General features: G+C 69.1%; 15 protein-coding genes and 1 pseudogene. 10 read left to right on the top strand and 6 right to left on the bottom strand.

Annotated features, from left to right (window positions below):
• The first annotated feature begins 127 nt into the window (after positions 1-127).
• The 5 genes and pseudogenes from TU31_RS07135 to TU31_RS07120 all read left to right on the top strand — a co-directional run bounded on the left by TU31_RS07135 (position 128) and on the right by TU31_RS07120 (position 3,209).
• Positions 128-1,294 carry a lipid-transfer protein gene (locus TU31_RS07135; RefSeq protein WP_042150788.1) on the top strand — a complete coding sequence of 389 codons (1,167 nt, stop codon included), beginning with the start codon at positions 128-130 and terminating at the stop codon, positions 1,292-1,294.
• 164 nt (positions 1,295-1,458) lie between these two features.
• Positions 1,459-1,995, top strand: coding sequence for a SigE family RNA polymerase sigma factor (locus tag TU31_RS07130; protein ID WP_042150786.1), 537 nt, complete (start codon positions 1,459-1,461; stop codon positions 1,993-1,995).
• Positions 1,970-2,410: pseudogene (locus TU31_RS40555) on the top strand (methyltransferase domain-containing protein); the annotation flags it as partial. The gene TU31_RS07130 and the pseudogene TU31_RS40555, both read left to right, overlap by 26 nt.
• Before the next feature lie 176 nt (positions 2,411-2,586).
• Positions 2,587-2,823, top strand: coding sequence for a hypothetical protein (locus tag TU31_RS39595; protein ID WP_245698446.1), 237 nt, complete (start codon positions 2,587-2,589; stop codon positions 2,821-2,823).
• A 113-nt stretch (positions 2,824-2,936) separates the two neighbouring features.
• The gene (locus TU31_RS07120) at positions 2,937-3,209 is read left to right on the top strand and encodes a peptidase inhibitor family I36 protein (RefSeq protein ID WP_078885595.1); all 273 of its coding nucleotides are present in this window, start codon (positions 2,937-2,939) and stop codon (positions 3,207-3,209) included.
• 84 nt (positions 3,210-3,293) lie between these two features.
• Here the strand turns inward: TU31_RS07120 and TU31_RS07115 are convergent, their stop codons facing one another.
• On the bottom strand, positions 3,294-4,166 hold the full coding sequence (locus TU31_RS07115; protein ID WP_042150784.1) for a helix-turn-helix domain-containing protein: 873 nt from the start codon (positions 4,164-4,166) through the stop codon (positions 3,294-3,296).
• Between the two features lie 49 nt (positions 4,167-4,215).
• Here TU31_RS07115 and TU31_RS07110 point away from each other — a divergent pair, with 49 nt between their 5' ends.
• Complete coding sequence (locus TU31_RS07110; RefSeq protein ID WP_042150782.1) at positions 4,216-4,587, top strand: cupin domain-containing protein; 372 nt, start codon at positions 4,216-4,218, stop codon at positions 4,585-4,587.
• 1 nt (position 4,588) lies between these two features.
• On the opposite strand, the gene TU31_RS07105 is transcribed toward TU31_RS07110, so the two are convergent.
• Complete coding sequence (locus tag TU31_RS07105) at positions 4,589-4,801, bottom strand: DUF397 domain-containing protein (RefSeq protein WP_042150781.1); 213 nt, start codon at positions 4,799-4,801, stop codon at positions 4,589-4,591.
• A complete protein-coding gene (locus tag TU31_RS07100) occupies positions 4,798-5,646 on the bottom strand; it encodes a helix-turn-helix domain-containing protein (RefSeq protein ID WP_042150780.1) in 849 nt (282 codons plus the stop codon). The genes TU31_RS07105 and TU31_RS07100 overlap by 4 nt, the downstream gene beginning before the upstream one ends.
• Positions 5,647-5,759: 113 nt before the next feature.
• On the opposite strand from TU31_RS07100, the gene TU31_RS07095 reads away from it, so the two are divergent.
• A complete protein-coding gene (locus tag TU31_RS07095) occupies positions 5,760-6,173 on the top strand; it encodes an ATP-binding protein (RefSeq protein ID WP_042150777.1) in 414 nt (137 codons plus the stop codon).
• Between the two features lie 1,323 nt (positions 6,174-7,496).
• Here TU31_RS07095 and TU31_RS07085 read toward each other — a convergent pair.
• Positions 7,497-7,970, bottom strand: coding sequence for an OsmC family protein (locus TU31_RS07085; protein WP_042150772.1), 474 nt, complete (start codon positions 7,968-7,970; stop codon positions 7,497-7,499).
• Between the two features lie 102 nt (positions 7,971-8,072).
• Between TU31_RS07085 and TU31_RS07080 the strand changes: the two genes are divergently transcribed.
• The 3 genes from TU31_RS07080 to TU31_RS07070 all read left to right on the top strand — a co-directional run bounded on the left by TU31_RS07080 (position 8,073) and on the right by TU31_RS07070 (position 9,428).
• Positions 8,073-8,621, top strand: a complete 549-nt coding sequence (locus TU31_RS07080; RefSeq protein WP_042150770.1) for a YciI family protein — start codon at positions 8,073-8,075, stop codon at positions 8,619-8,621.
• A 248-nt stretch (positions 8,622-8,869) separates the two neighbouring features.
• Positions 8,870-9,229 carry a hypothetical protein gene (locus tag TU31_RS07075; protein WP_158894281.1) on the top strand — a complete coding sequence of 120 codons (360 nt, stop codon included), beginning with the start codon at positions 8,870-8,872 and terminating at the stop codon, positions 9,227-9,229.
• A 16-nt stretch (positions 9,230-9,245) separates the two neighbouring features.
• Complete coding sequence (locus tag TU31_RS07070; RefSeq protein WP_042150766.1) at positions 9,246-9,428, top strand: hypothetical protein; 183 nt, start codon at positions 9,246-9,248, stop codon at positions 9,426-9,428.
• Between the two features lie 72 nt (positions 9,429-9,500).
• Here TU31_RS07070 and TU31_RS40550 read toward each other — a convergent pair whose 3' ends face one another.
• Both TU31_RS40550 and TU31_RS07060 read right to left on the bottom strand, forming a co-directional pair.
• Complete coding sequence (locus TU31_RS40550; protein ID WP_042150763.1) at positions 9,501-10,415, bottom strand: response regulator; 915 nt, start codon at positions 10,413-10,415, stop codon at positions 9,501-9,503.
• Positions 10,412-13,306, bottom strand: a 2,895-nt coding sequence (locus TU31_RS07060) for a HAMP domain-containing hybrid sensor histidine kinase/response regulator (protein ID WP_245698445.1), incomplete at its 5' end; no start/stop codon positions are given. The genes TU31_RS07060 and TU31_RS40550, both read right to left, overlap by 4 nt.

The raw sequence follows: 13,306 nt of genomic DNA, 5'->3' as shown, positions 1-13,306 counted from the left end.
GCGTCCCGGAGGGCGTCCCGGAAGGGATCCCGGCGGGCGTCCCGCAAGGCTCCCCGGAAGGGATCCCGGAGGGTGTCCCGGAAGGCTCCCCGGAAGGGACCCCGGAAGGGACCCCGGAGGTCACCGCATGAGCGTCCGTCGCCCCGACTCCCTGGGCGGCCGGGCCGCCATCGCCGGCATCGGCGCGACCGAGTTCTCCAAGGACTCCGGCCGCAGCGAGCTGCAACTGGCCGTCGAGGCGGTACGCGCCGCCCTCGACGACGCCGGGCTGACCCCCGCGGACGTCGACGGGCTGGTCACCTTCACCATGGACACCAACCCCGAGATCACCGTCGCCCAGGCGGCCGGTATCGGCGAGCTCTCGTTCTTCTCCCGGGTCCACTACGGGGGCGGCGCGGCCTGCGCCACCGTCCAGCAGGCCGCCCTCGCCGTCGCTGCCGGAATCGCCGAAGTCGTCGTCTGCTACCGGGCGTTCAACGAGCGCTCCGGCCGCCGCTTCGGCTCCGGCGTACAGCAGCGGGAGCCGTCCGCCGAGGGCGCGGCGCTCGGCTGGAACCTCCCCTTCGGCCTGCTCACCCCCGCCTCCTGGGTCGCCATGGCCGCCCAGCGCTACCTGCACACCTACGGGCTGACCCCGGACGCCTTCGGCCCGGTCGCGGTCACCGACCGCCGCCACGCCGCCCGCAATCCGGCCGCCTACTTCTACGAGAAGCCCATCACCCTCGCCGACCACGCCGCCGCCCGCTGGATCGTCGAACCACTACGGCTGCTGGACTGCTGCCAGGAGACGGACGGCGCCCAGGCGATCGTGGTGACCTCGCCCGAGCGGGCCCGGACGCTGCCGCACCCGCCGGCGCTGATCACGGCCGCCGCACAGGGCGCGGGCCGCGCCCAGGAGCAGATGACCAGCTTCTACCGCGACGGTCTGACCGGCCTCCCCGAGATGACCGTGGTCGCCCGCCAGCTCTGGCGGACCGCCGGACTGACCCCCGCCGATATCGATGTCGCGATCCTCTACGACCACTTCACCCCGTTCGTGCTGATGCAGCTGGAGGAGTTCGGCTTCTGTGCGCCCGGCGAGGCCTCGGACTTCGTCGCCGCGGACACCCTCCCGCTGAACACCCACGGCGGCCAGCTCGGCGAGGCCTATCTGCACGGGATGAACGGCATCGCCGAGGCCGTCCGCCAGCTCCGCGGCACCTCCGTCAACCAGGCGGGCACACCCGCACATGTGCTGGTCACCGCGGGTACGGGGGTGCCGACTTCGGGGCTGGTTCTCGGCGCGGACGGCTGACGGGGCGGTCGCGGGCCGGAACCGTGGTCAGAGGTCTGACGGGTACGACCTGCCTGTCCCCCTAGAGGAGGTGAGGCAGACCTCACCCGTACAACTTCAGACGGATGGGCTTCGGCACCTGGGGGCGATCCCTTCACCCCACCCTCGCTCCTAGCGTGGTGCCCATGACCACGCCAGTGTGCACCAGCGCTTCGACCGCCGCTGTGTTCCCGACGTTCTCGTCCTATGTACGGGCCCGGGGGCCGGTCCTGCTGCGCGCCGCGCGGTCGATGTCCCCCAACCCGAACGACGCCGAGGACCTCCTCCAGACGGCGCTGACCAAGACCTATGTGGCCTGGGACCGGATCGAGGACCACCGCGCCCTGGACGGCTACGTCCGCCGCGCGCTGATCAACACCCGCACCTCCCAGTGGCGCAAGCGCAAGGTCGAGGAATTCGCCGTCGACGAGCTCCCCGAGCCGGACCCGCTGCCGGCCCCCGACCCGGCCGAACTCCAGGGCCTGCGCGACGCGATGTGGCGCGCGGTGATGCGGCTGCCCGCCCGTCAGCGGGCCATGGTCGTCCTCAGGTATTACGAGGACCTCAGCGAGGCCCAGACCGCCGAGGTCATGGAGGTCTCGATCGGCACGGTCAAGAGCGCAGTCTCCCGCGCCCTGGCCAAACTCCGGGAAGACCCTGAGCTGGCGATGCTCTCGTCCTGATCGGGACGCCGGGGCGGCCCCGGACGGGCCCGACCGCTGGTGGCGCGCCGCCTACCGCGACGCCCCCCTCGTCACCCAGTTCGCGGAGGGCCCCGACGGCCACCGTGCCCCGTCCTCCTCCGCGTCGATGCCCAGCGTGGTCGTACGGATGCTCATGGCGCTCAACACGCGCCCGGGGCATGCGGTGTTGGAGATCGGTACCGGCACCGACTTCAACGCGGCTCTGCTCGCCTTCCTCTGCGGCGCGGACAACGTGACCTCGCTCGATGTCGACCCCGAGCTGACGCGCCGCGCACAGCGGGCGCTGAAGGCCGGTGGACAGCAGCCGCACGTGGTGTGCGCGGACGGCGCGAGCGGCTGGCCGCCGAACGCCCCCTACGACCGGATCATCGCCACCTGCTCCGTCCGCACCATGCCGCTCCCTTGGCTGGAGCAGACCGTGACCGGCGGTCTCCTCGTCATCCCGTGGGACACCCCCTGGTGCAACTTCGGGACGCTCATCGCCACGAAGCGTGCGGACGGCACCGCATCGGCCTCCGGGTGCCGGGGACGTGGCATGCGTGGGACACCGAGACGCAAGGGGCGCAAGGGGTGCATACGCGGCTGTGGCTGGCCGATGTCGAGGCGACGAGTTGGGCCAGTGTGGACTACGACGGCCGGCAGCTGTCGACGTTCGCGGTCGCTCAGTACGGCCCCAGGAGGCTGTGGGACGAGGTGGCCCTTGCGTACGAGGGGTACGTGGCCGCCGGCCGCCCGGGAGTGCCACGGCACCGGCTGCGGATTTCCCCTGACGGTTCGGGGACCCGCCACCACGTGACCCTGAGCTGAGGGCCGTGGCCCCAACTCGTGTGGTGCGAGGCGGCTTCGTCGTCCGAGGCGCCTGCGCCGTCGGCATTCGCATCCGTCACTCGGCCACCGCAGGGTGACCCAGGCCACATCATCTGCCGTCATGCGGGAGCGCGCCGGGGGCCAAGGCGGCCTGCCCGGTCCACAATGTGTGCTTCTTCCCCGAGTCCGACTTCCGTGGGACGCCGGAGAACGTCGACCCGGCGAACATGCCGATATGCGGTGCGACCCCGAACATCGCCAAGTCGGTCGTCAACCACACCGGCGAGGTCTACTCGTTCTACGACCACGAGAAGTGCGGTGGCGCGAAGGTGACCCTCAGCCCGGGTCAGGAGAACCCCAACCTCACCGCTGTCAGCTGGCGCTGAGGCGCCACCCCAAGTGGCGGACGCACCGGCCCGGTTCGGGCGGTCCGATGCCAAGCGCACAAGAGAAGAACCGCAGTCCCGCGACTAGCGCTGGTCGCGGGACTCCGCGGTGCGGACGCCGGGGTCGGGGCCGCTCCGTCGGGGGTGCCGTCGCGTGGCCGCGTAGCGCCCCGGTGTCGTGCCCACGTGCCGGGTGAAGTGGCGGTGGAGATGGGCTTGGTCGTGGAAGCCCACGGCGGCCGCGACGTCCGCCGGGCGTCTGCCGTCGAGCAGCAGTCCCCGGGCCCGTTCGATGCGCTTGCCGGTCAGGTAGGCGTGCGGGGGCAGGCCGTAGGTCTGCTTGAAGCAGCGGATCAGGTGGGTGGGGTGGGCGTGCAGGAGCGCGGCGGCTTCCTCCAGCGACATACCGCTCGCCAGCCGGGAGTCCAGCAGCTCGCGCAGCGTGGCGGCCAGCCGGTTCGCCTCCCGGCCCGGTGTACGCGGCGGCCGCAGCGCGTCCAGGTGCCCGTGCAGCCGCTCCCGGATGAAGGCCAGCCGGGATTCCGCCTCGAACCCGTCGCCCGGGTGCCCGAGGGTCGTGTGCAGCTGGTGGATGCGGTGGCGCAGCAGCTCGTCCCCGAACACCGGACCGTCCACCGCCCGGCCGGTCAGTTCCGCCGGGAGCACGCTCGTGTCGAGGTAGAGCACGCGCTTGCGGAAGCCGTTCGCGGTGACCGTCCGGCCGTCATGGGAGACACCGGGCGGCAGGAGTACGACCGTGCCGGAGCCGGTCGCGTCATGACGGTGGCGGTCCAGGGCGAAGTCGACCGCGCCGTCATTGAGGATCATCAGGGCCCAGGTGTCATGGGTGTGGGACGGATACGCGTGCTCCGTGAAGTGCGCGTGGAAGACCTCGGCGATTCCCGGCACGGACGGGCGCCAGGCGCTGACCGTCGTACGGGGCGGGCCGTCTGTCATGCCAGGAACGTACAAGACCGCCGGATTCCGGTCACGGCAGTCTCAAGGCATGAACCAGCAGCCCGTCCCCGTGAATATCGCCGACAAGCTCGCGCAGTTCAGCGACCTGTGGTCGCAGAAGAAGATCGCCCAGCTCAACGACTACGAGATCAAGCTCGCCAAGCTGAAGGGCGAGTTCGTCTGGCACAAGCACGACGAGACCGATGAGTTGATCATGGTCGTCAGCGGCCGGCTCACCCTCCAGCTCAGGGACGGCGAGGTGACGCTCGGGCCCGGCGAGCTGTTCGTGGTCCCGCAAGGCGTCGAACACTGCCCGGTGGCGGACGAGGAGACCGCGATCCTGCTCTTCGAGCCGGTGGGCACGGCCAACACGGGCGACGCGGGAGGGGCGAGGACCAAGGCCCCCGAGCCCCTCGTCTGACTCAGCCCTGGTCGGCGGCGTACGCGACGAAGTCGGCCCAGGCGGAGGGCCGCAGGTGCAGCTGCGGCCCGTCGGGGTTCTTGGAGTCGCGGATGTGGATGGTGGAGGGGGTGGGGGCGACTTCGATGCAGTCGTGGCCGTTACTGCTGTCGCTGTAGCTGCTCTTGAACCACTCCAGCTCGGAAGGACTCCCGGCCGAGGGCTTGCAGATCATGTCTCTCCCAGCAGTTTCTCGATGAAGGCCACGGACTCCCGTGGAGTGAGAGCCTGGGCCCGGATGATGCCATAGCGCAGCTCAAGGATCCGGATCTCTTTCGGATCGGAGATCGGGCGGCTGGTGACCTGGCCCTCGTCGTGGCCTACCGCTGAACCATCCCCGAACTTCAAGACCTGGATCCGACCGCCCATCCCGGCGTGGTCATCGCAGTCGGTCGGCATCCCCTGGATTTCGACGTTCCGCAACTGTCCAACTTCCAACAGGCGTTCGAGCTGTCGGCGTAGAACCATTCTGCCCCCAATGGGGCGGGAGAGCGTTACCTCTTCCTGGACGAACGTGAGCGTGGGCGCCGGTGAACGCTCGAAGATCGATCCTCGTGCCATGCGGGCGGCCACCATGCGCTCCACCTCGTCCTGTGAGTAGGCAGGACGCCATGTCTGGATCAGAGCTCGCGAGTACTCCTCTGTCTGTAACAGCCCAGCGATGTTGTGGTTGCCGTACGTGCCAATCTCAACTGCTTTGGCCTCCAGCTTCGCCAGGTCTCGCACCTTCTTGGGGTACCGGGCCTGCTCAAGGTCCTTCTTCATCGCGGAGATCTTCCCGCCTGCACCCAGCACCTCATCCGCTTTGTCGAGGAACTCGGGGCGAGGAATGCGCGCACCGCGCTCGACCTTGTAGATCAGGTTCTCTCCGTAGCCGATTAGCGCCCCGAACTGGGCTGGACGTAGTCCCGCCGCCTCCCGCCACAGTTTGAGCTGGCGACCGACCGCCTCGATTAGGGCCTGCGCCTCATCCTCCGGATCAAGGTCCCAACTGGCCTCGTCCGCGCCGTCAACACTCATCCGCTCCACCTCCTGGACAGCAGGGGACGTCCCTGGACAGCCCACGGGACAGTCACCGTACGTACTGGCCTCATCACTTTTCAGCGTAGGCACGTACGACCACGCTGAGTGACATGAATCAGGAATTCGCCGCGTACAAGCTCCAGTTCAGGGTCCAGCTGTCCGCCACTCGCCGGGGCGCTCGCCTGGCGCGGCTCCTCGCGACGGAGGAGCTGCGCTCCTGGGGCCTGTCGTTCGAGGAGCCGGCCCATGTCATCGCCGAGCTGGCCGCGAACGCCGCCACGCACGGGCGCGTACCGGGCCGGGACTTCCGGCTCGCCGTGTTGTCTGACGCGGACACGCTCCGTATCGAGGTAACGGATGCGCGCGGCGACCGGCTCCCGGCCCGGTACGTGCCGGGCGTACGGGACTCGGGCCATGGCCTGGTAGTGGTCGACGCGCTCGCCGACCGCTGGGGGACCACGCCGGGGCCGGTCCCCTGCAAAACGGTCTGGGCGGAATTCGATCTGCCGATGTGGGGCCGTTGAGGCGGCCGGTCGCCCGTCAACCAGGCGCCCGTCAACCGGCGGCCGGGACACCGGACTTCGGTGTGCCGAGAGCCGGGGGTTCGGCCCGTAAAAGAACCCATAACCCCAGGTACAGAAACCGAACCCACCCAGCCCGACCCGGCCCGCTGCACCCGCCGTCACTCGCTTGGGTGATCCATGACCGGAGGACTGGCTTCCGCTGCTTCCACCCATGCACTCTCGGCAGCAACACCCCCGAAAACCCGCACACATGCGACGGCCCCCGGCCGGGACTGGCATCCCGATCGAGGGCCTGACCAACGAGGAAGAAGAGACCTTCCCGATGGCTGAAGAGAAGCCTAATGCGCCTGCGCGCGACCGGTACGCGATTCGCCGATCACCGTCGCCCCTCCGATCACCGTCGCCTCGCCGATCACCGTCGCCCCGCCCGGCCGGTGTCCACCAGGTCACCGAGTTCCAGGACCCCGGCTACACGATCGTCGGCAACCACCTCACCCAGCACCGCTCGCTGTCGGGCCTGGCGATCGGGCTCGCCGCGTACATCCAGTCGCTGCCCGAGGGCGCGCCGGCCGACATCCGTACGCTGGCCAGGCGCTTCCCCGAGGGGCGGGACCGGATCGCCGCCGCCTTACGGGAGTTGGAGGCGTACGGCTACCTGGAGCGGGTCCGGCAGCGCACCGACGACGGGCGGATGGTCACGGTGACGATCTCGTACAACAACCCGGCAGCCACCCGCGCCCGCCGCGCCCGCGAGACCGCCGAGCAGGCCAAACGCCGCACCGCCGTCGAACCACCCTGCTCTTCGCCGGACCCGGCCCGCACCCCCACTCCGGCCCCGAAGCCACCCCACGCACGAACCAGCCCCCGCCCCGTACGACCGGAGGCTCCCCCCCGTACGAGCCGAAACTCCCCGCGTACGAGCCGAGCCCGCGCCGCCACCGCCCGAGCCCCGCACCCGCGAACACCACACCGCGGCCGCCGCCCTCCTCGCGAACCTCCGGCAGGACGACCCCCGCCTACTGCTCTCCGTACGGGACATCCACCGCCTCACCCCGCCCGTAGCCGCCTGGCTGGAACGCGGGGCCACCCCGGACGCCGTACGCAGAGCCCTGACGACCGGCCTCCCGGACACCCTCCGCCACCCGGCGGCCCTGCTCGCCCACCGCCTCACGGACCTGGTGCCGCCAATCCTCCCGGCCACCCCCGCCCGCGACCACCCGTCCCCGCTCCAGACCTGCGACGGCTGCGACCGCGCCTTCCGCGCTCCCGTCCCGGGCCGCTGCCGCGACTGCCGCCGCAGGGCGACGGCAGCGGAGCGCCTCCCTACTGGACCCGGATGACCGGCTCGTGCCGGATGGGGAAGTTCACCGAGCGAGCGATGAAGCAGACCGCATGCACCTCGCCGTGCAGTGCGCGAGCCGTGTCCACCATCGACGCCTCGGCAACGGTCACCTCGGGGCGGAGTACGACCTCGGTGAGCTGGCCACCGCCGCCGCTCGCGTCCATGGTCATGACCCCGTGTGCGCGGTCCTCGTAGTCGACGACGGTCACTCCGCCCACCGCGCAGAGGTGGAGGTACCAGAGCATGTGGCACTGGGCCACCGAGGCCACGAGCAGTTCCTCGGGATTCCAGCGGGACGGGTCGCCGCGGAAGGCGGGATCGGAGGAGGCCGCGATGGGCGGCTTTCCCGTCGCCAGGACTTCATGAGCACGGCTGAAGGAACGGTAGGTATCCGTGCCCGAGCCGAGGTTGCCGGTCCATTCGATCGCTACGTCATAAGTGTGCGTCTCAGCCATGCGGCCAGGATGGGGAGAGCCGGGCCGCAGCGGACCTGCCGAACTCCGCGACTCTCAGCGCCTGTTGGGCGATAGTGGCGCACGGTGATGAAGACTGTGCGCATGGAATTCTTCTGCTATCACCGCGATCGGTCCGATTCCTTGGCGCTGCGTGATGAGCTGCTGGAAGAGCACTGGTCCTATATGGACGGGTACGGGGCGGAGATGATCGCCCGTGGTCCGACCCTCGCCGGCGACGGCGAGACGCCCACCGGCAGTGTGCACATCGTCGACCTGCCGGATCCGGCCGCGGCCCGCGCTTTCGCCTTCGGTGAGCCCGGCTACCAAGCGGGTGTGTACCGCGATGTGATGCTGCGCCGGTGGCGCAACACATTGGGCCGCACCATGTGGGACTTTCCTGGTGGGGAGACCGGCGGCAACCGGTATCTGGTGCTCGGCCTCGGCGCCGGGCCGGCCGGAGACCTCGATCTGCCACCCGCGCGGGACGAGTTGATCGCGTACGGGCCGCTGCTGTCCGACGACGGCGCCGCCTGGCTGGGCACGGCGGCGCTGGTGCGGGCGACGGACCCGGACACGGCGCGCGCCGTCCTGACGGCGGACCGGTACGCCGATATCGAAGTGCACAACTGGCAGTTCGGCGGACGGTCGTGAGGAGCCGGGGATCCGGCTTGCCGCGGCCGCAATGTTCCCGCGTCCGCCGATGTTTGGACATTGCGTATCAGTCGACCGAAACGTGAACATCGAATGCCGCGTGCGAGTTTCACAAAATCGTCAAGCTCAAGATCGGCTCAACAGGGTTCCCTGAGTGCATATCGGCAACTACGTTTGTGAGTGGCAAAGAGAGCGCGGTATCTGACCCATACCCGCGCCGCATAAGAACGTTGAATCGGGGAAATTCAATGAAGAGCCTTGTCTCGGGTGCGATGTCGGCCGTCATGGTGGGAGGCATCGTCCTCGCCAGTGGCGCCGGAGTGGCCCACGCCGAGTCGGACCCGCGGCCAGCGGCTCAGTCGAGCATGGTGAACCCCATCGAAGAAGCCCGTTCGATGTGCACCATGTCCAAGAGCAAGGACGACTGCGCCTACCTCATGAACCACACCAAGATGCAGAAGATGGTGAAGAACTGCCTGATCAAGGGGGCGATCGGCGGAGCCGGCGCGCTGGTCGTCGGCCGCTACGTCAGCAAGGACGTGGCCTCGGACATCGCGAAGAAGACCGTGGTCGCCGGAGCCACCGGCTGCCTCGCTTCGCTCTCCTGACGGTTAGGGAATTCTGATGGCCAAGATCGTATTCACTCTTCTCTGGGCCGGTGTGGTCGTCGCGGTGAACAGTGTGCTCGATGACATCACCTGGGCTCAGTATCTGGCGATATTCGTCCTCGGGGGAATGTACGCCTTTACTGTCAACAAGATTCCGGGGATCCGGGGCAAGAGCGCCCAAGAAGGTCCAGGAGCGTAGCGTTCTTGGCGTTGCAGGTCGTGTCGGCGGTGTCCACCGGGCGCCGCCGACACGGCTGTGCGGCACGTGGATTCAGGTGCCCCGGCTCACCAGGAGCCTGCCCACCGCCTGTTCCAATTCCGCGATGCGGTCGGCCAGGCGTTTCTTGTCGGTGCCCTGGGCGTCACGCAGGAGGAGTTCCACCTCGGCGAGCTGACCGGCGATATCCGCCAGCCGGGAGGCGTCGCCGGCCCCGGGGGAAACGGGCGGCGGCACGGGCCCGGAATGCGCCCGGAATTCCGGGCTTTCGGGGGGTGTGACGGAGGGTGTGACAGGGGGCGCGGCGGGCTGCCCGGGGGCACCGGCCTCCCCGGCTTCCCCGGCCCTTCCGACTTCCCCGGCTTCTGCGGATTCCCCGGGTTCTCCGGTCTCCCGGGCGCCTTCGGGCGCAACCGGCGGCGGAGGGGCGGCCGAGGCCGAGACCGTCGTGGCGGGCGGTGGTGCGGGCGCGGCACCCGGCGCCGGGGCGGCCGGTGCGCTCTCGCCGCGGGGCTGTTCGTCCGAGGTCAGCAGGCGTTTCAACTGCTCGGCCTGGGCGGCCAGTTGACGGTTCTTGCGGTGCAGGTCCAGGAAGACGTTCACCTTGGTGCGCAGCAGCCAGGGGTCGAAGGGCTTGATGAGGAAGTCGGCGGCGCCGACCGTGTAGCCGCGATAGGCGTAGTTCGGGTCGACCGAGGCACCGGTGAGGAGAATGATCGGGACGTCCTTGGTCTGGTCGAGGCCCTTGATATTGGCGGCGGTCTCGAAACCGTTCATGCCCGGCATCATCACATCGATGAGCACCACCGCGAATTCCTCGCGGAGCATGGCCTTGAGGGCCTCCTCGCCGGATCGCGCGCGGACCACTTTCTGCGTGAGGGAGCCCAGAACGGCCTCCAGCGCGACGAGGTTCTCCTCCATGTCGTCGACGATGAGAATGCTGGATGAGGTGTCGGGTGTGGTCGTCATGATTCCTGCCCCGCCGTTCCCTGGTCGTCCTGGCCGATGCCGCCGCTGCCTTCGGCGGCATGGGGGATATCGGGGTCACCGGGCTCGGGGTGCGGCGACGGATCACCGTGCTCCGGGTCGAGAAGGCGGCAGATCACGGACAGCAGCCGGTCCACATCGACCGGCTTGGGGATGTAGTCATTGGCCCCGCTCTCGATCGCCTTTTCCCGGTCACCGGGCATGGCCTTCGCGGTGAGGGCGATGACCGGCAGGTCGGCGAACCGAGGCGCGTGCCGGATCGCCTTGATCATCTCGTAGCCGTCCATTTCGGGCATCATGATGTCCATCAGCACCAGCGAGACATCCGGAGTCCGGTCGAGGACTTCCAGGCCCTCACGGCCGTTTTCCGCGTACTTCACGCTGATACCGACCCGGCCCAGTACATGCGTGAGCGCGAAGACATTGCGGATGTCGTCGTCGACGATGAGGATCCGGCGCTGGGCCAGCACCTCGCCGGCGCGTCCGCTGAGCCAGTCCTTGAGGCGGGTGGTCTCGGGCCAGGTGACGGCGCCGCCGTCGGGGGAGGGTCCTCCCGTGGGGGACGTCAGCTCCTGGTCCGCCGGGGTGGGGAAGAGGTCACCGGCCGGCGCGCTGCGCTGCGGTTCGCGCTCGGCCGTGAGCTGTTCGGCCAGGACGGGGCCGGACTGGGCGGTGCTGTCTGCGGGGCGGGTGGCGGCGGTGGGGCTCGGGGCGGGGAACGGGCCCGTATAGCGCGCGGGCACGTACAGGGTGAAGGTGGAGCCGACGCCCGGCTCGCTCTCGGCGATGATCCGGCCGCCGAGCAGTGCGGCCATATCGCGGCTGATGGACAGGCCGAGGCCGGTGCCGCCGTATTTGCGGTTGGTGGTGCCGTCGGACTGCTGGAACGCCTCGAAGATGCCGTCGAGTTTCTCCGGCGAGATGCCGATCCCGGTGTCCTTGACGGAGAGCGCGATGACATCGTCGGCGGCCCGCAGGGACTCCTCCTCGAAATCCGAGCCCGGAACGCGCTGGACGATGAGTTCCACGCCGCCGGAGGAGGTGAACTTCACCGCGTTGGACAGCAGATTGCGCAGGATCTGCTGGAGGCGCTGTTCGTCGGAGAACAGTTCCTTGGGGACGTTCTCGCCGACCGTGACATCGAAGCTGAGACCACGGTCGAGGGTGAGCGGCCGGAAGGTGGCGCGGACGTAGTCGAGGAGTTTGATCAGCGGCAGCGTCTTGGGGTGGACGTCCATCCGGCCGGCCTCGATCTTCGACAGATCGAGGATGTCGTTGATGAGCTGGAGCAGGTCGGAGCCCGCGCGGTGGATGGTGACCGCGAACTCCACCTCCTGCGGGGAGAGCCGGCCGTCGGGGTTGTCGGCGAGCAGCCGGGAGAGCACCAGCAGGGAATTCAGCGGGGTGCGCAGCTCGTGCGACATATTCGCCAGGAATTCCGACTTGTACTGGGAGGAGGTGGCGAGCAGGGCCGCCTTCTCCTCCAACTCGGCGTTCGTCAGCTGGAGTTCGTCGGAGCGCTGCCGGAGCTCCGCGGTCAGCCGCTGGGATTCCGAAAGCAGGGATTCCGTACGGGAGTTGGCGATGATGGTGTTGATCGAGACGCCGATGGTGTTCACGAACTGGTCGATGAAGGCGAGGTGGACCTCGCTGAACCGGCTGAACGAGGCCAGCTCGATGACACCGAGCACCTGGTCCTCGAAGAGGACGGGCAGGATGACGATGCTGGCCGGGGCCGAGGCGCCGAGTCCGGAGCTGATGGTGATGTAGTCCGGCGGAACGGCCTCGACGACGATGCGCTTCTTCTCCGTGGCGGCCTGGGTGATCAGGCCCCAGCCGGGGGTGCCCAGCCGCAGCCGCGGCAGGGAGCGGCGGCCCTCGGGCTGGCCGGTGCCGTAACCGGCGATCAGCTCCAGGCCCTCGCCCGGCTCGGCGCCCGCCTCGGCCAGGAAGAACGCGCCGAACTGCGCGTTCACCAGCGGGGTCAGCTCGCGCAGGATCAGGTCCGCGACCTCGACCAGGTCGCGGTGGCCCTGCATCAGGCTGGCGATACGGGCCAGGTTGGACTCCAGCCAGTCCTTGGCGCGGGTGGTCTCGCGGAGGTTGGCGACCATCAGGTTGATGTTGTTCTTCAGGGCGGCGACCTCGCCCTGGGCGTCGACGGTGATCGAGCCGGACATATCGCCCTGGGTGACCGCGCTGGCCACCTCGGCGATCGCCCGGACCTGCGTGGTCAGATTCAGCGCCAGCTCATTGACGCTGGTGGTCAGCCGCTTCCAGGTGCCGTAGACGCCCTCGACCCGGGCCTGGCCGCCGAGCTGGCCCTCACTGCCGACCTCGCGGGCCACCCGGGTCACCTCGGACGAGAACGAGGACAGGGTGTCGACCATCGTGTTGATCGTCGTCTTCAGCTCCAGGATCTCGCCGCGGGCGTCCACGTCGATCTTCTTGGACAGATCGCCCTTGGCGACGGCGGTGGCGACCTGGGCGATGTTGCGGACCTGGGAGGTCAGGTTGTCCGCCATGGAGTTGACGTTGTCGGTGAGGTTCTTCCAGACGCCGGATACGCCATGGACCTGCGCCCGGCCGCCGAGCCGGCCCTCGGTGCCGACCTCGCGGGCGACGCGGGTGACCTCGTCGGCGAAGGCCCGCAGCTGCTGGACCATCGTGTTGACGGTGTCCTTCAGCTCCAGGACCTCGCCGCGGGCGTCCACATCGATCTTCTTGGACAGATCGCCGTTGGCCACCGCCGTGGTCACCTGGGCGATGTTGCGGACCTGGGACGTCAGGTTGAGCGCCATGAAGTTGACGCTCTCGGTGAGGTCCTTCCAGACGCCGGATACGCCCCTGACCTGGGCCTGACCGCCCAGGTT

It is taken from the genome of Streptomyces lydicamycinicus (assembly GCF_000829715.2).
Taxonomy (GTDB): domain Bacteria; phylum Actinomycetota; class Actinomycetes; order Streptomycetales; family Streptomycetaceae; genus Streptomyces; species Streptomyces lydicamycinicus.
This window is presented reverse-complemented; position numbering and strand designations above follow the sequence as displayed.

Excerpts from the sequence above, each read along its gene's own strand:
- TU31_RS07135 (WP_042150788.1), top strand. The coding sequence starts at position 128 with ATGAGCGTCCGTCGCCCCGACTCCCTGGGCGGCCGGGCCGCCATCGCC.
- TU31_RS07130 (WP_042150786.1), top strand. The coding sequence starts at position 1,459 with ATGACCACGCCAGTGTGCACCAGCGCTTCGACCGCCGCTGTGTTCCCG.
- TU31_RS07115 (WP_042150784.1), bottom strand. The coding sequence starts at position 4,166 with ATGACAGACGGCCCGCCCCGTACGACGGTCAGCGCCTGGCGCCCGTCC.
- TU31_RS07110 (WP_042150782.1), top strand. The coding sequence starts at position 4,216 with ATGAACCAGCAGCCCGTCCCCGTGAATATCGCCGACAAGCTCGCGCAG.
- TU31_RS07105 (WP_042150781.1), bottom strand. The coding sequence starts at position 4,801 with ATGATCTGCAAGCCCTCGGCCGGGAGTCCTTCCGAGCTGGAGTGGTTC.
- TU31_RS07100 (WP_042150780.1), bottom strand. The coding sequence starts at position 5,646 with ATGAGTGTTGACGGCGCGGACGAGGCCAGTTGGGACCTTGATCCGGAG.
- TU31_RS07095 (WP_042150777.1), top strand. The coding sequence starts at position 5,760 with ATGAATCAGGAATTCGCCGCGTACAAGCTCCAGTTCAGGGTCCAGCTG.
- TU31_RS07085 (WP_042150772.1), bottom strand. The coding sequence starts at position 7,970 with ATGGCTGAGACGCACACTTATGACGTAGCGATCGAATGGACCGGCAAC.
- TU31_RS07080 (WP_042150770.1), top strand. The coding sequence starts at position 8,073 with ATGGAATTCTTCTGCTATCACCGCGATCGGTCCGATTCCTTGGCGCTG.
- TU31_RS07075 (WP_158894281.1), top strand. The coding sequence starts at position 8,870 with ATGAAGAGCCTTGTCTCGGGTGCGATGTCGGCCGTCATGGTGGGAGGC.
- TU31_RS07070 (WP_042150766.1), top strand. The coding sequence starts at position 9,246 with ATGGCCAAGATCGTATTCACTCTTCTCTGGGCCGGTGTGGTCGTCGCG.
- TU31_RS40550 (WP_042150763.1), bottom strand. The coding sequence starts at position 10,415 with ATGACGACCACACCCGACACCTCATCCAGCATTCTCATCGTCGACGAC.